Source organism: Crocinitomicaceae bacterium (genome assembly GCA_016708105.1).
In the GTDB taxonomy this organism is placed as follows: domain Bacteria; phylum Bacteroidota; class Bacteroidia; order Flavobacteriales_D; family Crocinitomicaceae; genus JADJGJ01.
Genome location: JADJGJ010000001.1, coordinates 408,961 through 426,726, shown reverse-complemented (window position 1 = coordinate 426,726; position 17,766 = coordinate 408,961). Strand labels below are relative to the sequence as shown.

Genomic DNA, 17,766 nt, shown 5'->3' with positions numbered 1-17,766 from the left:
AAAATCAGGTTCATTCCGTCAGCCTATGTCTGACAAAGAATTGCCGTCATTTGTCTTGATTTTTTTCGTACTTTGGTCTGAACCTCTTCACCTATATTCTATGAAATTGAAATTATTGATCTCAACAATCAGCATGAGTGCTTTCTTGTTTTCTTGCGGAAATGATGCTCAAACAAGTCCAACAGAATCTGCCCAACAACAAAACAGTAACACAGAATCACAAACTGATACTGCTGTTCAAATTACTGAAACAGTAACAGAAGCCGAATTCAACTATGACAGCACAGGCTTTGAAAATTTTGAACTTCGCGCTTATGTCAACGACCCAGATCCCAATGGCCCTACCAACGTTAGGAATAAGCCAAACGGCAAAATAATTCAAAAACTATCCAAAGGTGATGACTATATGATAACGCTCAAAAAAGTTGAAGATGGCTGGTTTGAATTTGATGATTTGGTTTCATTCAACGAAACTCCTCTTGACAAAACTTCAGGCTGGATTCACCACAGCGTGATAGGAGCAATGACAAGAAATTATGGAGATCAGAAAATTCCGGTGTATAAACATCCAGAAGAAAATGATGAATTCAAAGTAGGCGAAATAAAAACAGAATCTTCTATAAGAATTCTCTCCGCATATTTTGATTTTGTCAAAGTGAAATGTGAAACGTGTGATGGTGCTGTTGAAGGATGGATCAGTAATGAATGGATTTGTGGTAATCCGGTTACTACTTGTCCTTAGGTAGGTAAAGGAAATTAAAGTTTATTTAGTTCATCATTGACAGTATCCCTAAAAGTGTGTAAGTAGTTCCGGCTACGGTTTAATTCTTTCTCCAAAAATAATCATAAATTGATTTAATATTTCACCCCAACTTCTGATGGGCATGGTCCATCGTTTTGTTGCTTCTCTTATTGCTAAAAAAACGGATTTGATTACGGCATCGTCTGTCGGGTATGATAGTTTATTTTTAGTGTACTTTCTGATTTTTCCGTTCAGATTTTCAATAACATTGGTTGTATAAATAATTTTTCTGATTTCAACCGGGAAGTCAAGAAACGCAGTTAGTTCCTCCCAGTTGGCGCGCCAACTTTTAATAGCATAACCGTATTTACCGCCCCATTTTTTTTCAAGGTCATCTAGAGCGATAGCGGCAGCATCACGGTTTGGAGCATTGTAAATATGTTTCATATCAGCTGAGAACTCTTTCCTGTCTTTGTAGGAAACGTACTTGCAAGAGTTTCGTATTTGGTGTACCACGCAGATTTGTTTTGTTGATTCGGGAAAAATAGCACGGATAGTTTCTGTAAATCCCTTGAGATTATCGGTAGCTGTGATGAGTATATCTCTTACGCCTCTGGCTTTCAAGTCAGTCAGTACGGACATCCAAAAGGCAGCAGATTCATTTTTTCCAAGCCACATTCCAAGCACTTCTTTTTTACCATCAATATTAAGTCCAATTGCAATGTAAACCGTTTTTTCAACCACTCTTGAGTTTTCTCGAACCTTGAAAACAATACCATCCATCCAAACTACGAGATAGACCGGATCAAGAGCACGATTTTGCCAGGCACTCACATCGCTCAATACACGCTCGGTAATGCGAGATATTGTAGATGTTGACACATCAAAATTGTAGAGCTCTCGAATCTGTTCTTCAATATCGCTCACGGACATTCCTTTGGCATACATTGAGACAATAATATTCTCTACACCCTCAACCATGCTCTTGCGTTTTGGAACCAGAATAGGGTTAAATTCTGACTGGCGATCGCGTGGCACTTTTACCTCCATTTCGCCTTCTTTGGTTTTGAGTCGCTTGGTTATGTGACCGTTTCTGGCATTTTTACCATCGGATCTTTCATGTTTTTCATAACCAAGGTGAGCATCCATTTCACCTTCTAATAACTGTTCTATGCCCCGTTTCTGAAGCTCTTCAATAAAACTATTCAAGGCATCTCCTGTCTTGAACTGCTTTAAAAATTCTTTAGTTAATAATTCCTCTTTTTTCATACATTATGTGTTAAAGCCACCCAAAAAGTTATTTCCGAAATTTTTTTTGACTGTTAAAGGTCAAAAAATTTCAGAATAACTTTTGGCCTTACACTTTTTGAGATGCTACCTCATCATTGGTGATTGTAGGTGGTGATTGTGGTGATGCGATTAATCGCATCACCACAATCACCACAATCAGGTTTTCAGTATTTCCAATGTTCAGAAGAAAATGAATGACTATTTCAGTTTATCATTTTCATGATGTCTTGAATGATCTCTTTTTGTTTTTTTGTCCAGATTTTTTTTGAGAGCTTCTTCTAGATTCACACCGGTTTGGTTAGCAAGACAAATTAATACCCAAAGCACATCAGCCATTTCATCTCCCAAATCTTTTGCTTTGTCTGATTCTTTTTCTGATTGTTCACCATACCTCCGTGCAATTATTCGGGCTACTTCTCCAACCTCTTCAGTAAGTTGTGCCATATTGGTTAGCTCATTGAAATAGCGGACACCATATGTTTTGATCCAATCGTCAACTAATTTTTGTGCTTCTGCAATGGTCATCGTTTTAATTTTTGAATAAGATTTGTCGTTGAATATCCTTGTACCAAATCAATCACTTCTACCTTTCCGTTGTTTTCAAGAACAACTTCTCTGCCTACAATGTATTTTTTTGATTCAGGATTTTTTTCATGAGGATCATAATCTCCGCCTTTCACCAGCACATCAGGAATGAGATTTTCAATCAGTGCCAGCGGGGTATCATCATCAAATTCAACAACAAAATTAATGCAACCCAAACTGGCCAATACAGTTGCTCTTGCTTGAAAATCATTTACCGGACGATCATCTCCCTTACCTTGTCTGCGCACAGATGCATCACTATTCACAGCAACTATCAGCACATCACCCAAATCTGCCGCCATATTCAAATACTGTACATGACCTTTGTGTAGAATGTCAAAGCAGCCGTTTGTAAAAACAATTTTTTTCTGTTGTGATTGCAACAGTTTCACCTGAGTGATTAAATCATTCCGTGATACTATCTTTTTCTGAAGCAGAGACCAGTGATTCATCAGCATCAAAGGTAACATTTTTACCATTCAGTGCCATAGAAATGAGGCCGAGTATTACCATCATGGCTGTTTGTGATGTCCAGATTATCCATCCTAAAGCCAGCGCTTCAGGGTGCATATTCATAGTGCCGGTTGGATCCATATAAATTGTGATGATCATACCCACAGCGGCAGGATAAATTCCAATACCCCCTTGTACTAAAATGATACCCACCGTACCCGCAACAAAACCGGGTAACATGGCATCAAGTCCTAAATTTGCGGTTGAATCAAGTGAGAAAAAACAAATACTGAACATGCATATATACATGGCCCAGATAAAGAAGGTGTGAAAAATAAATTTCATTTTTTTCTTCATCTTGAAAATAGCAATCACCCCTTCAATAATTCCTTTGACAAAATGACGAATGCGTTCTCTGAATTTTTTTCTAAAAATGTAGACTCCAATAACGGCAACAATTGCCAGAATGATACCGTACATCACCACTTTTGCAAAAAGGTTGAAGAGGAACAAATTTCCGCAACTACCAACAGCACCCTCTTTGAGAACATCTAGTTTATGCTGAAATAAATCAAACTTATCAAATTGAAAAGCGATACCAATGATGGTAACCAAACCCAACATACCCACATCTACAGCTCGCTCAGCCAGTATGGATCCAAACCCTTTTTGAAAAGGAATTTTTTCAGTTTTAGAAATCACTGCTGCTCTAGAAATTTCACCTGCCCTCGGAAACGCAAGATTTACAAAATTGCTAATCATCACGGCATGGTATGAGTTCCAGAAATTAACTTGATAACCCATTGGAGTTAACATATATTTCCAACGATAAGCACGTGAGATATGACTGGCAAATCCAAAAATCAAAGAAATGCCCACCCACATATAATCGGCTTGGCCAAAAGCATTGAACAATTGAATTTTTTCTTTCTCACACAAGGCGTCATAGAATAGCCAAATGAGAAAAAGCCCAAAAGCAAGCGGTATGAGAAGTTTCAGGATGGCAAAAAGCTTATTCTTCACCGGTAGTTAATTCTTATATAATGATGGATAACGCCATTTCTACCGGTTTATTTGAAGCTACTTCAATTTATTTGTTTCGGTATTTGGGAAAACCAAAACTGGCTTGAAGGTTTTTGCTTCTTCAAATTCCATCATGGCATAAGTAATTACAATGATTATGTCACCTACTGCAACTCGTCTGGCGGCGGGGCCATTCATGCAAATTTCGCCTGAGCCGCGTTTGCCTGTGATAATATATGTTTCAAGACGTTCACCGTTATTCACGTTGACGATTTGTACTTTTTCACCCTCAATCATGTTTGCAGCCTCCATCAGATCAGGATCTATGGTTATGCTGCCAATATAATTGAGATCTGCCTGGGTTACTTTAACCCGGTGAAGTTTTGATTTAATTACCGTTACTAGCATTGTTCAGTAAAATGGAGCGCAAAGTTAATCATTTTACCTTATTCATTACTTTTTGTGGATGTCGCTTATTTTAAGTACGAATAAAATACAGAATTTGGCTTTAATCTTTCCTTAATTTATAGGTATACCAACCATCTTGCGTATTGTGCGTGGCGGTAATTTTTGAAGATGTCACGTTAAGATTTTCCCAGATAATCAACATCGCTGTTCCTGAAATATCATCACTTAATGAGGCAATGAGTTCATAACAAAATTCAGTAGAACCGTCAGATGAAGGCACCATTACATCATTCACCTCCCATACACCGGAATAAGATTCCAGCGTTTTATCATTGTTTAGAGTAACAGTCAGATCACTATTGAACTGCAACGTGATATCACTGTATGTGTCAGTAAAATTTTGATTAAATCCAAAATTGGGTTTATACTCAACCTTTGAATAATGCCATGAGCCCAACATTTTTTTCTCAATATGATTTAATTGCGCGTTATTATTGCATGACAATAAGACAAGCGTCAGCAGCGGGAGGAAAAGTTTTTTCATACATCCAATTTTCCTCAAACGATCACAAAAATTGAACCATTCATTGAGATACTATCTCTGTAACGGTTTAGTATTTGTGCAAGAATTAATACTGCATGAGGTATGCTTTCAGAAACTCATCAATTTCACCATTCATCACCGCATCCACATCAAAACTTTCATGTCCGGTGCGCACATCTTTCACCAATTTATAAGGTTGCATGGTGTAGTTGCGAATTTGAGAACCCCATTCAATTTTCTTTTTACCGGCTTCAATTTCATTTTGCTTCTCCAGTTTTTTTCTCAACTCCAATTCGTAAAGTTGAGAACGGAGTAACTGCATGGCTTTTTCTTTGTTGGCAAGTTGAGAGCGTGATTCAGAGTTTTCAATAATGATACCAGAGGGTGCATGTCGCAAACGCACCGCGGTTTCTACCTTGTTTACATTCTGTCCACCGGCACCACCTGAGCGGAAAGTTTCAAACGAAATATCAGCCGAATTGATTACAATCTCAATAGTGTCATCTACCAAGGGATAAACATATACTGAAGCAAACGATGTATGTCTTTTTGCATTAGAGTCAAATGGAGAAATACGCACCAGCCTGTGCACCCCATTTTCACCTTTCAAATATCCAAAAGCAAACTCACCCTCAAACTGAAGCGTAACAGTTTTTACACCGGCAACATCACCGGCTTGATAATTTAACTCTTGAATTTTATAACGGTGTTTTTCAGCCCACATAATATACATGCGCATCAGCATAGATGCCCAGTCACAACTTTCTGTTCCGCCGGCACCGGCTGTAATTTGTATGACAGCACTCAAAGCATCTTCTTCTGCCGAAAGCATGTTTTTTAATTCCAGCTCTTCTAATTTTTGTAGAGATTGATTGAAGGCTGTTTCAACTTCTTCTTCAGGCGCTTCACCTGCATTGTAAAATTCAATTAGCACTTTAATATCTTCCAATTCCGATTTTAGCATTTCATACGCTTCAATCCAGAATTTTTTGGCGCGCATTTTTTTTAGCAAAGCCTCAGCCTCTTTGGGTTTATCCCAAAATGCCGGATCCTGCGATTTCAACTCATCTTCCTGTACCTCTGTTCTTTTCTCTTCAATTTTCAGATAGGTATGAAGCTCATTGACTCTTCGTTCAAAATCTTTCAGTTGATCTTGTGTAACCATGATGCAAAATTGCGATTTTTTTTACTGTTTACCTGCAAGTTTGTTTTTATGTAACACTATTGTTCAATTCTATCAATTTTATTCTACTTTTGTCTAATAATCAAAAACCGTGTAAAGACATGAATATTCCTTCAGACCTTAAGTACACCAAAGAACACGAGTGGGTTCGTGTTGAAGGCGATACAGCAGTAATTGGCATCACTGATTTTGCTCAGCGCGAATTAGGTGACATCGTATATGTAGAAATTGAAACCGTAGGTGAAAGCCTTGCCCGTGAAGCAGTATTTGGCACTGTAGAAGCCGTTAAAACCGTATCTGACTTGTTTATGCCGGTGAGTGGTGAGGTAGTTGAAATGAATAAAGGCATTGAGTCAAATCCTGAGTCTGTAAATGCAGACCCTTATGGAAAAGGCTGGATGATTAAGGTAAAACTTTCTGACGCATCAGAAGTAGCCTCCCTTCTTTCTGCTGACGACTATAAAAAATTGGTGGGATAATTCTGCACTTTGGCGCTGGTTTGCTCTTGCATGGGCAATTCTGGTAGCTGTGCTGAGTTGTATACCCGGTAACCATTTTCCGGTTATTTCCTGGAATTTTATTTCACCTGACACGCTGGTGCATGTTGTTATGTACCTCATTCTTTCGCTTAGCCTGATTAAAGCTCAGTTTGAAAAAAAGTTGAACCTTTCAAAAGAGTGGTTGTATATATGGGTGATCGCAGTTGGAATATCGTTTGGATATTGCATAGAACTGGTTCAGGAATTTTATATCTACCGGCGCTGCTTTGAATATGCTGATATTGTTGCAAACTCAATTGGTACAATATTTGGTGTAATCCTAGCAAAACGGACAGGTATAAAAATAGTATAAACCGGTGCTCGTTGAACAAAGATTAATTTCTAAATTAGCACCCTATAAAGAATTCTTATGGAACTTAAGAAATCAAAAGAAGCTGACCTTGAAGGAAAATCAAAAATTTTCCGGGTTATCGGTTTAGCCATGGCAGCTGCCTTGGTTGCAATGGCTTTCTCTGCTACAACAGCAACTGTTGCTGAAAAAGTAGCTGAAGAAGAGGACATAGAATCATTAGATGAAGAAATGGTGTATGAGGTACAAGAGCAAGAAACTCCGCCACCACCGCAAACTCAAGAAGCGCCACCACCACCTGACTTAGAAGAAATTGAAGTAGTGGATGACGAAGAGGAAATTGCTGACTTGGACTTGACCAATATTGAGCCTGAAGACTTACCTGTTGATGACGGTCCTGAAGATGTTCAAATTGAAGAAGAACCAATTGTAGACTTTGCTGAAGTTGAGCCTTCCTTCCCAGGTGGTGATGCGGCCATGGCACAATTCATTAGAGACAATGTTCAATACCCTGAACTTGCCCGTGAAATGGGTGAACAAGGAACAGTGTATGTGCAGTTTGTTGTTAACTCTGACGGCTCAATTCAAGATGTGGAAGTTATCAAAGGTGTTTCTGACCTGTTAAATAAAGAAGCCATGCGTGTGGTGAAAGCCATGCCAAAATGGACACCTGGAGAACAAGCCGGTAAAAAAATTCGCGTGCGTTTCCGTATTCCAATCAAATTTACAATTTCAGGATAGACTTTAAATTTTAAATTATCTTTATATCCGCCACTGACCACAGTTGGCGGATTTTTTTTGCATGGAAAAAAGAGAAAAATTACTGCAATTAATTTCATTTCTTGATTTGACTTCACTTGAATCAACAGACAATGAAACTACGATTACTGAGCTTGTGCGCAAAGCCAATGAAGGGTATAAAGGTGTTCACCCGGCGGCAGTTTGTGTTTACCCTAATTTTGGAAACTTTGTTGCCCAATCAGTTCTAAAAACAATTCAAACAGCCGTTGTTGGAGGCGCATTTCCAAGCGGGCAAACATTGACTCGAGCAAAAATTTCTGAACTTGAAGCCATAAATACAAGCTCTGCGGATGAAGTAGACATTGTTATCAACCGCGGAGAATTTTTAGCAGGAAATTATGAATACGTATTTAATGAACTGAAGGCAATGCGTAATGCGGTGCCCGGCAAATTGCTGAAAATAATTCTTGAAACCGATGAGCTAAACACCAAAGAAGCCATACAAAAAGCAAGTGAAATGGCCATTGATGCCGGAGCAGATTTTATCAAAACATCCACTGGAAAATGTGCTGTTGGAGCAACACCTGAGGCAGCAGAAATTATGTGTGATGTGATTGCTGCACATGCACAACGCACTGATAAAAAGATTGGCTTCAAACCATCAGGCGGAATCAGAACCATTGAATCAGCAGTCACCTATTATGATATCGTGGAGAAAAAACTTGGCTCAACTTGGTTGCAACCCTCATTGTTCAGAATTGGTGCCAGCTCACTCTATTCAGCCATTATCAATGAATTGAAAAATGGTGATAAGGCCTGATTTCATTGCACCAGTTTTTGAAGCCGTACGCAAAGCGGCAGATGAAATTATGGCTGTTTATGAAAATGATTTTTCTGTTCAACTCAAAGAAGATAAATCGCCCGTTACTAAGGCAGATTTATTGTCGTCAGAAATTTTATTCGACGTATTAACTAAAACTAATATCACGGTAGTATCAGAAGAATCAAAAATACCTGATTATGCTAGGCGCACCTTGGAAGAATATATTTGGTTGGTTGATCCATTAGATGGCACCAAAGAATTTATTAAACGCAACGGAGAATTCTGTATCAACATAGCGCTGATCCAAAATCAGCAACCCATTTTTGGACTTATTGCTGATCCGGTAAATCAGAAAATACTCTATGGCGGAATCAGCACCGGAATTTTTTGTCAATCTCTGCAAGAAAAAAAAATATTTTCACCAGACTTTATAGTACGACCAAAAAACAATCAAAAAAGCAGAGGATTAATTTTTTCAAGATCACATTTTACGAATGAAGTAAGTGTCTTGGTAAATAAATTAGAAGAACGCTACGGATTACTGCGACTCATTAAAAAAGGAAGCGCCTTAAAGTTTTTCAATCTGGTTGAAGGCGATGCACATTTTTACCCGCGCATGGCGCCTACTATGGAATGGGACATTGCAGCGGGAGACGCAATCTATAGGGCAGTTGGTGGAGAAGTCCTTGATTTCACTAACTTTGAACCCATTCGCTACAACAAAGAAGATTTGAGAAATCCGAATTTCATTGCCAAACCGGCGAATTTAAAAATTGACTGAATATGGGAAAAAAAGTTGCCCTGATAACCGGCGTGACCGGACAAGATGGAGCTTATCTTGCAGAATTATTATTGTCAAAAGGATATGAGGTACATGGCATCAAACGCCGTGCTTCACTGTTTAATACTGACCGGGTTGATCATCTATATCAAGATAAACATGAAACTAATGTCAACTTTTTTCTGCACTATGGAGATTTGACAGACTCAACCAACTTGATCAGATTAGTGCAAGAAATAAATCCGGATGAAATATACAATCTGGCTGCCATGTCACATGTGCACGTTTCATTTGAAACACCTGAATACACTGCTAACGCTGACGGTATTGGTGCCTTGCGTTTACTTGAGGCCATTCGCTTATTGAAACTCGAAAAGAAAGTGAAATTCTATCAAGCATCTACGAGTGAATTGTACGGTAAAGTGGTTGAAACACCCCAAAGTGAAACTACCCCATTTTACCCGCGCAGTCCTTATGCAGTTGCAAAACTTTATGCTTTTGGATAGTTAAAAATTATCGTGAAGCATACAACATGTTTACATGCAATGGTATATTATTCAATCATGAAAGTCCGTTGCGTGGAGAAACATTTGTAACGAGAAAAATAACCCGCGCAGCAGCCCGCATCAAATTAGGCTTGCAGCAAAAAGTTTTCCTGGGAAATTTGGATGCCAAAAGAGACTGGGGCCATGCTAAAGATTATGTGCATGGCATGTGGCAAATATTACAGCACAACACGCCTGATGATTTTGTTTTAGCTACTGGTGAAACACATCCAGTAAGAGAGTTTGCTGAAAAAGCCTTTCGTGAAGCCGGCATTGAATTGCGTTGGGAAGGAGAAGGAGTAAACGAGAAAGGAATTAATAAAGCCAACAATCAGGTGCTTATTGAAGTTGATCCCAAATATTTCAGACCAACTGAAGTAGAATTATTATTGGGTGATCCAACCAAGGCAAAAAGAGAATTAGGTTGGCAACATACCTATTCATTTGATCAATTAGTTCAAGAAATGGTTCAAGCCGATATTAAATTATTTGAACGAGATAAATATTTGCGAGAAGGCGGTCATAAAATTTTCAACTATCACGAATAAAATTAACCGTGGAAAAAAATTCAAAAATTTATATTGCAGGTCACCGCGGCATGGTGGGTTCAGCCATTGAACGACATCTCAGATCACAAGGTTTTGTCAATTTGATTACAGCAACATCCAAAGAATTGGATTTGAAAAATCAACAGGCAGTAAATACTTTTTTTGAAAAGCATCAACCCGACTTTGTATTTCTGGCGGCGGCCAAGGTTGGCGGTATCTTGGCTAACAATACTTATCGTGCTGAGTTCATTTACGATAATTTGATGATTGCATCCAACATCATTCACTCAGCCTATCTGAACAAAGTAACTAAACTTCTTTTTCTTGGATCATCTTGCATTTATCCAAAGCTTGCACCTCAACCCTTGAAAGAAGATTATTTGTTGAGCGGATATCTTGAACAAACAAACGAACCTTACGCCATTGCAAAAATTGCAGGTATAAAATTATGTGAAGCATACAGAGATCAATATGGTTGTAACTTCATTTCAGCGATGCCAACAAATCTCTATGGTCCAAATGATAATTATGATCTCCAAAACAGTCATGTATTACCTGCATTGATTAAAAAATTTCATCTTGCAAAAACAGAAAATAAACCTAACGTTGAAATTTGGGGAACAGGAAAAGTGCTTCGTGAATTTTTATATGTAGATGATTTAGCAGAAGCTTGCGTTTTCTTGATGCAACATTACAATGAAAAACAATTCATAAACGTAGGTTCAGGTGTTGATATCACCATTCATGATTTGGCAAAACTGGTTCAAAAAATTGTGGGCTATACCGGTGATTTAACTTTTGACAGCAGCAAACCAGATGGAACACCTCGTAAACTCATGGATGTAACACGCTTAAACAAAGCGGGCTGGCACTACACCACCTCTTTGGAAGAGGGAATTCAATTAGCCTATCAAGACGCCCTTGCTACAAGTAAGCTTAGCCCGTAACTAAAAGCCCGGTTTTTGCGTATCTTATCAATTGATGCGCGTTATTCAAGGCATATTGCTGATTTACTTTTTGGTCCCGGTTTTTCTTTCCAGGGCTCAATTGAGTTTTCCTGTTGAAGAATTTTATCATCGCAGCGCTGATCGGTTTTTTTTAATTGATTCAACTGAACATGATTTTTACAAACAACATCTCACCAGCAAACCAATACTTCAGGAGCGGTCATATCCAGATTCTGTTTTCTTTGATAATTCAAAACAATACTATTGGATTACTCAAAAATTATTCAAAGAAAATTTTCTGATTTTTAAGGGAGATGATTTCTGGTGTGCTGTTGATCCCATCATTGACATTGAAGGAGGAAAAGATCTTGCCAGAGATTCAAGTATGACAAATTATTGGAATACACGTGGCATCAGAGTACAGGCAAAATTTTTTGATAAAATTGGCTTTGTTACCACGTTCTATGAAAATCAGGCAATGGTTCCAGGCTATCAGTCAGATATTTTTCAATCGCGCGGTGAATATATTTTAGCCGGTGGAGGAACAACGTATAAACAAGTGAATGCCGTTGTACCGGGATATGCCCGCACCAAATCTTTTAAATCAACAGGCTATGATTTTGCATTTGCTGAAGGATATTTCACTGCTGCTCCTTCACGATTTTTCAAATTAGATTTTGGAAATGGCAGCCAGTTTATTGGCAACGGATATCGCTCACTACTGTTATCAGACAATGCAATTAATTTTCCTTTTTTGAAGTTAGAAACCAATTTCTGGAATGATCGTGTTCAGTTTCATGTTATGTATACGCAACTAACCAATTTGTTCAGACTAGAATATTTCAATACACCCGAAGCAACCTATGAGCGTAAGTGGGGAAGTTTTCATTTTGCAGAAATTGCTGTTACAAAAAACATACTCTTAGGATTTTTTGAAGGAAGTGTATGGAGACATACAGATTCAATTGGAACACATCCCATGAACGGTGCTTTGCTAAATCCGGTGCCATTCTTGAACTCGTTATTTATTGAAGACAGCAATTATAATCAAGTTGCGGGAATGAATCTCTGCATTCAGTTAGCACGCAATATTATTTACAGTCAACTTTTAATTGATCATGGAAAAATAGCCGGTTATCAAATTGGATTTAAATCTTACAACCTATTTATACCTGAACTTGACTTTCTTGCAGAGTACAATCACGCGGAGCAAAACGCCTATTTGGCAAATGAACGGAGGTACAATTATTCACACTACAATTCTTCACTTGCGCATCCATTGGGAAGTGGGTTTGACGAACTGGTTTTTAAAATAAATTATCAATACAAACGCTGGTTTTTCAGTCAGCACATCACCTACTCTGCTCAACTTTATTCAGATAGTCTCAACACAGGCGGTAACATATTACAAGCCTATTCAAATATCAACGCCACAGATTTTGATCGCAATAAAATTTTTTACTCACAGACAGAAGCAGGATTTCAATTTAATAAACGATACAACTTACAAATTGCAGCAGGTTATATTCACCGTCAATCAACCCGCAGCCTGAGCAATAACTTGACTGACTACGTTTATCTAACTGTAAGAACAAGACTAAGAAATAAACGATTTGATTATTAAAAAACATTGCTTAATGAAAGATTATCATCTGATATTATCCCTTGTCACCTCCTTCAGCGTGGTTCTGCTTGCCACACCAGCGCTGATCAAAGTGGCAAAAATAAAACACCTGGTTGATGAACCTAAAGAAGCACGTAAACTTCATAAAAGCAGCACACCAACCATTGGGGGAATAATCATTTTCAGCGCATTTATCTTCAGCGTATTCTTATGGTTTCCATCGCACAACGACACAGTTAAATCATCACTGAGTGAATTCATGTACCTGATGGCAAGTTTGATTTTACTTTTTTTTATTGGTGTTAAAGATGATATCATTGGTATGTCACCCATGAAAAAACTTATGGCACATATCATGGTTGGTTTTATTTTATGCGTGATGGGAGAAATTCGTGTAACCAGTTTTCACGGTCTCCTTGGCATGGATATTTTACTACCCGAATATGCCAGTATTTTAATTTCTATTTTCATTTATATTGTCATTGTGAATGCCATTAATTTGGTTGATGGGGTAGATGGTTTAGCCGCAGGAGTTGGTTTGATTGCAAGCGTGGCGTTTGGTTTGTGGTTTTCATTCAACGGAGATAAACACTGGGCATTGGTTTCATTTTCTCTTGCCGGTTCATTGATTGGATTTTTGGTTTTTAATTTTAATCCCGCGCGCATTTTTATGGGTGATTCCGGCTCACTCATCATTGGCGCTATTGTCAGCGTTCTGGCAATTAAATTGATTGAATCACCTCTTGATTTTATTCCGCCTGATTTCAGAAATATTTCTACGCCTGTCGCAGCCATGGCTATTCTTGCTTATCCACTACTTGACACCTTACGTGTGTTTACCATACGTGCTGCGCGAGGAAAATCACCCATGAGTGCAGACAAAAATCACTTGCATCACAAGCTGATGGAAAAAAATCACAGCCATAAAAAAACAGTGATTACCATTTATATTTTCAGCATCATCATTATTGCGCAAACGTATTTTATACAATTTGAAAATCCAAATATCAGCTTTGTAATTAGTCTTGGAGTTGCTGCATTATTTGTTGGCTACGTTTTTCTTGGATATAAAAAGAAAACTACAGATGAGTCTGAATAAATTCTTCTATATAACACTGCTGTTTTTCAGCTACAATGTATCATCACAAATGCGCGTTGATTTGCTGGAATATAAACATCGTATTCAATTTTCAGAAAGATATTTTACGACTGAAGATAACATTCACACGGCAATTCTTCCCTTGTTTTTTGAATCAGAATCAGCCCTTGAAAAAACGCCCGGTCAATTGACAATTCACCCAGCAAAAAAAAATAAGGACGGTATTTCTGCACGCATCTATCCTATTACTGATTTGATGGGAGGCCTTGAAAGCGGAACCATGCAGGCAAGTCCTTTCCGTTATACAGCAGGTATTGGAATAGGAACAGAATTCAGCAGTAAAAAATGGTACAGTTCACTCAAGGTTTTACCTTATGTATCAGAACAAATATTCACCCTTGATTCTGTCAGACAAAATTTTGGCATAGACGCTGGCACAACACGCCCCATCACCGGCTCATTATTTCAGCGTAGTGAATTTATTCTGGCATACAAACCACACCGAATTTTTACCTTGAGCACCGGATATGGAAAACATTTTTTTGGAGAAGGATACCGATCCGTATTTTTATCAGACCATGCAGCGCCATATCCCTTTTTTAAAATTCAAACATCATTTGGTAGCATTCAATACGTGAATCTTTATGCTGTTTGGAATGACAATTCTGCTTTTCCATCAGACAGAACGATGGATAAAATGAAGTTTTCAAGTTCACATTATCTGAGTTGGAATATCATTCCCGGATTAAATATTGGAGTTTTTGAGACGGTAGTGTGGCAGGCAAAAGACAGTTTGGCGCAACGCAATTTTGATTTTAATTATTTAAATCCGGTTGTGTTTTTTCGTCCTGTTGAATATGGGTTGGGTTCAGCTGATAACGTGTTATTAGGAGCATCCCTCAATTACAAACCTGATCAGCACCACTGCTTTTATTCTCAACTTTTGTTGGATGAATTTTTACTGTCAGAATTAAAAGCGGGCAATAATTGGTGGGGCAATAAATACGCTATTCAGGTGGGCTATAAATCAAATCAATTTTTTGTTGACAATCTCTATCTGCAACTTGAATTCAATATGGTTAGGCCATTCACTTACGCTCACAAATATGCCGTGCAGAGTTACGGGCATTTCAATTCAGCGGTGGCGCATCCGGCCGGAGCTAATTTTTACGAACTAGTAAATATTGTTTCATTCCGAAAAGAAAAAATCATGTTCACCAATAAAATCACTTTTTTGGGTATTGGAGTTGACAAAGACAGTATTAATCAGGGGCAAAATATTTTCAGATCTTACTCAGATCGCAACGGTAATTACGGTCACAAAATTATGCAGGGAAACCGCATGACCATTTTCAACGAACAGTTCATAGCAGAGTATCCTTTACTGAATAAAATTGATCTTTATATCACGGCAATGTATCAGTATCGCATGAGCTGGTCATCAACAGAAACCTTGCATCAACACTTTGTAACGGTGGGTATAAGAACCAGATTATGGAATATCTACGCTGATTATTAGCGATTCATTCATGTAGTTGAGAAATATATCAGGCGCTTAATAACACCTGTTCAATTCCTGCTCTATTATTATTAAATTTGCGCCTTATTTAAGAAAATGCTTTCAAAAGATCAGGTTTTGGTTCAGGAAATTGCAGTACCACGTTGGAAAGATTACGCGCTATTGCTAAAGTTACGACTTGCCTCGCTGGTTGTTTTGTCAGCCACTGCAGGATATTTTTTTGCTGAAGGGAAAATTTGATCATCACTTTGTTTTACTTGTGGTTGGTGGGTTTTTAATCACCGGTGCTTCAAACGGATTTAATCAGATACTGGAAAGAGATTTGGATAAACTCATGAACCGCACAAAAAATCGACCTATTCCGGCGGGGCGAATGAGTGTTACTTCAGCATTTATTATTTCATCTTTTTGTGCGATCACAGGTGCGCTCATGTTATTTTATCTCAATTATTTTGCAGGAATATTAGGTGTACTAGCCCTAGTGATGTACGTGTTTTTGTATACGCCTATGAAACGTATTAGTCCCTGGGCGGTTTTTGTTGGAGCATTTCCAGGTGCTATTCCACCAATGCTTGGTGTTGTTGCTGTTACCGGTGAGTTTAATCTCCTGGTGGGCATCATGTTTTTGATTCAGTTCGTGTGGCAATTTCCTCACTTCTGGGCCATAGCATGGGTAATGGATGATGATTATGCCCGTGCAGGTTTCTCTTTGTTACCTTCAAAAGGACGTAAAAACAAAGTATCTGCTTTTCAAATTGCCGGTTATTCTTTGCTCATGATTCCGGTTGGAATTCTGCCTTGGTTTTTTGGATTTACCGGAGATGTCTCATTAATATTAGGCACCATAGCAGGTTTCTGGTTTTTTCTCACGTCGTACAGATTATACCTCAACCTTCAAGATAAAGCTGCGCGATCACTGATGTTTGCCTCGTTTATTTATTTGCCCATCATTCAGTTTTTATACGTATTTGATAAGATATAATGGTAGAACAAGAAGAATCAACCCAGCAACAACAAGACAACCTGAAACTCAACACACGAGTTAAAAAATCACTCTTGTGGTTTGGCATTTTCAGTATCATCATGATTTTTGCCGGACTCACCAGCGCTTATATTGTATCAAACGGATCTGAGTTTTGGGTAAAAATCACCTTGCCTGATGCATTTCTATATAGCACCTTGATGATTGTTGCCGGCAGTATTGCGCTCATTCTTTCAAAATCTTTTGTAAAAAAACAGAACGCATTACTCACCAAATTATCATTAGGAGCCGCACTTATTTTTGCCGTTTTGTTTGGCTACTTTCAATTTGCCGGATGGACAGATCTGTTTAGTAAAGGAAATACCTTGCGTGATCATGTTTTGAATCAGAGCGGAAGATATGGTCAATACTACTCTTTATCTTATGAAGAAAGTGAAATAACTTTTGACGGATATGATTTCTACTGGAAAGGTGACGTAATCAGCGAGAACTTGCATGAGCAGATGAAAGAATTTAGTCGTGCTCTGATGGAAGGGGCAATATATACTAATAAAGAACACGCCTATAATTTGACCGGTTACGGAACACAATTTACATTGTACTCAGGCGGTAATCCGGTTTCTTATGCAAACCAACAACTCACACTGAATGGGCAAATGCTGCCTGTTGAGGCGCATGAAAGAGTGTATCGTTTTGCTGAATGTATTGTCAACAACCGGGGTGATTTTATGATGACGGGCAGATATGGAGAAGATTTTGAAATTTATTATAAAGGCAAGAAAGTAGAATACACCAACCGGTCATTTTTTATGAATGGTCAGCGTTTGAGCGCTAAGCAAGACAATGATCTACGAGGAAGCCGCAATAAAAGCAGTTCGTATATCTGGGTATTTACTTTGGTTCACATGTTGCACTGGGTGGGTGGCTTAATTGCCTTGATGGTTATTTTTTCACAATCATTGCGCAATAAATATACCGCTGAAAATCACCTTGGAATTCAGTTAGGCTCAATCTATTGGCACTTTTTGGGCTTATTGTGGATTTATTTGTATTTATTTTTGATTTTTTATCATTAAACTT

General features: G+C 38.2%; 19 protein-coding genes and 1 pseudogene. 13 read left to right on the top strand and 7 right to left on the bottom strand.

The window, feature by feature from the left end; all coding sequences use genetic code 11:
* Positions 1-100 precede the first annotated feature (100 nt).
* Positions 101-742, top strand: a complete 642-nt coding sequence (locus tag IPH66_01740) for a hypothetical protein (GenBank protein MBK7128073.1) — start codon at positions 101-103, stop codon at positions 740-742.
* Positions 743-814: 72 nt separating this feature from the next.
* Here IPH66_01740 and IPH66_01735 read toward each other — a convergent pair whose 3' ends face one another.
* The 7 genes from IPH66_01735 to prfB all read right to left on the bottom strand — a co-directional run bounded on the left by IPH66_01735 (position 815) and on the right by prfB (position 6,210).
* The gene (locus IPH66_01735; GenBank protein ID MBK7128072.1) at positions 815-2,011 is read right to left on the bottom strand and encodes an IS256 family transposase; all 1,197 of its coding nucleotides are present in this window, start codon (positions 2,009-2,011) and stop codon (positions 815-817) included.
* A 219-nt stretch (positions 2,012-2,230) separates the two neighbouring features.
* Positions 2,231-2,557, bottom strand: coding sequence for a nucleotide pyrophosphohydrolase (locus IPH66_01730; protein ID MBK7128071.1), 327 nt, complete (start codon positions 2,555-2,557; stop codon positions 2,231-2,233).
* The gene (gene rfaE2, locus IPH66_01725) at positions 2,554-3,069 is read right to left on the bottom strand and encodes a D-glycero-beta-D-manno-heptose 1-phosphate adenylyltransferase (GenBank protein ID MBK7128070.1); all 516 of its coding nucleotides are present in this window, start codon (positions 3,067-3,069) and stop codon (positions 2,554-2,556) included. The genes IPH66_01730 and rfaE2 overlap by 4 nt, the downstream gene beginning before the upstream one ends.
* Positions 3,023-4,093, bottom strand: coding sequence for a flippase-like domain-containing protein (locus IPH66_01720; GenBank protein MBK7128069.1), 1,071 nt, complete (start codon positions 4,091-4,093; stop codon positions 3,023-3,025). Before IPH66_01720 ends, rfaE2 begins: the two co-directional genes overlap by 47 nt.
* A 57-nt stretch (positions 4,094-4,150) precedes the next feature.
* Positions 4,151-4,501 (bottom strand): aspartate 1-decarboxylase, encoded by a 351-nt coding sequence (locus IPH66_01715; GenBank protein ID MBK7128068.1) that lies wholly within the window; start codon positions 4,499-4,501, stop codon positions 4,151-4,153.
* Positions 4,502-4,601: 100 nt separating this feature from the next.
* Positions 4,602-5,045 (bottom strand): hypothetical protein, encoded by a 444-nt coding sequence (locus tag IPH66_01710; GenBank protein MBK7128067.1) that lies wholly within the window; start codon positions 5,043-5,045, stop codon positions 4,602-4,604.
* A gap of 85 nt (positions 5,046-5,130) precedes the next feature.
* Positions 5,131-6,210, bottom strand: a complete 1,080-nt coding sequence (gene prfB, locus IPH66_01705) for a peptide chain release factor 2 (protein MBK7128066.1) — start codon at positions 6,208-6,210, stop codon at positions 5,131-5,133.
* Positions 6,211-6,329: 119 nt separating this feature from the next.
* Between prfB and gcvH the strand changes: the two genes are divergently transcribed.
* The 12 genes and pseudogenes from gcvH (at position 6,330) to IPH66_01645 (ending at position 17,762) form a co-directional block, all read left to right on the top strand.
* Positions 6,330-6,707: a glycine cleavage system protein GcvH gene (gene gcvH / locus IPH66_01700; GenBank protein ID MBK7128065.1), complete on the top strand. Its 378-nt coding sequence runs from the start codon at positions 6,330-6,332 to the stop codon at positions 6,705-6,707.
* A gap of 49 nt (positions 6,708-6,756) precedes the next feature.
* On the top strand, positions 6,757-7,080 hold the full coding sequence (gene vanZ / locus IPH66_01695; protein ID MBK7128064.1) for a VanZ family protein: 324 nt from the start codon (positions 6,757-6,759) through the stop codon (positions 7,078-7,080).
* A gap of 57 nt (positions 7,081-7,137) precedes the next feature.
* Positions 7,138-7,818, top strand: a complete 681-nt coding sequence (locus IPH66_01690; GenBank protein ID MBK7128063.1) for an energy transducer TonB — start codon at positions 7,138-7,140, stop codon at positions 7,816-7,818.
* Positions 7,819-7,879: 61 nt separating this feature from the next.
* The gene (deoC, locus tag IPH66_01685) at positions 7,880-8,638 is read left to right on the top strand and encodes a deoxyribose-phosphate aldolase (protein MBK7128062.1); all 759 of its coding nucleotides are present in this window, start codon (positions 7,880-7,882) and stop codon (positions 8,636-8,638) included.
* On the top strand, positions 8,622-9,422 hold the full coding sequence (locus IPH66_01680) for a 3'(2'),5'-bisphosphate nucleotidase CysQ (protein ID MBK7128061.1): 801 nt from the start codon (positions 8,622-8,624) through the stop codon (positions 9,420-9,422). Before deoC ends, IPH66_01680 begins: the two co-directional genes overlap by 17 nt.
* 2 nt (positions 9,423-9,424) lie before the next feature.
* Positions 9,425-10,515: pseudogene (gene gmd / locus IPH66_01675) on the top strand (GDP-mannose 4,6-dehydratase).
* A gap of 8 nt (positions 10,516-10,523) precedes the next feature.
* Complete coding sequence (locus IPH66_01670; GenBank protein MBK7128060.1) at positions 10,524-11,462, top strand: GDP-L-fucose synthase; 939 nt, start codon at positions 10,524-10,526, stop codon at positions 11,460-11,462.
* 100 nt (positions 11,463-11,562) lie between these two features.
* The gene (locus tag IPH66_01665) at positions 11,563-13,086 is read left to right on the top strand and encodes a hypothetical protein (GenBank protein MBK7128059.1); all 1,524 of its coding nucleotides are present in this window, start codon (positions 11,563-11,565) and stop codon (positions 13,084-13,086) included.
* Between the two features lie 13 nt (positions 13,087-13,099).
* Positions 13,100-14,185 carry an undecaprenyl/decaprenyl-phosphate alpha-N-acetylglucosaminyl 1-phosphate transferase gene (locus IPH66_01660; protein ID MBK7128058.1) on the top strand — a complete coding sequence of 362 codons (1,086 nt, stop codon included), beginning with the start codon at positions 13,100-13,102 and terminating at the stop codon, positions 14,183-14,185.
* Complete coding sequence (locus tag IPH66_01655) at positions 14,172-15,704, top strand: hypothetical protein (GenBank protein MBK7128057.1); 1,533 nt, start codon at positions 14,172-14,174, stop codon at positions 15,702-15,704. Before IPH66_01660 ends, IPH66_01655 begins: the two co-directional genes overlap by 14 nt.
* A gap of 223 nt (positions 15,705-15,927) precedes the next feature.
* Positions 15,928-16,686, top strand: a complete 759-nt coding sequence (gene cyoE / locus IPH66_01650; GenBank protein MBK7128056.1) for a protoheme IX farnesyltransferase — start codon at positions 15,928-15,930, stop codon at positions 16,684-16,686.
* Complete coding sequence (locus IPH66_01645; GenBank protein ID MBK7128055.1) at positions 16,686-17,762, top strand: cytochrome c oxidase subunit 3; 1,077 nt, start codon at positions 16,686-16,688, stop codon at positions 17,760-17,762. Before cyoE ends, IPH66_01645 begins: the two co-directional genes overlap by 1 nt.
* Positions 17,763-17,766: the final 4 nt, after the last annotated feature.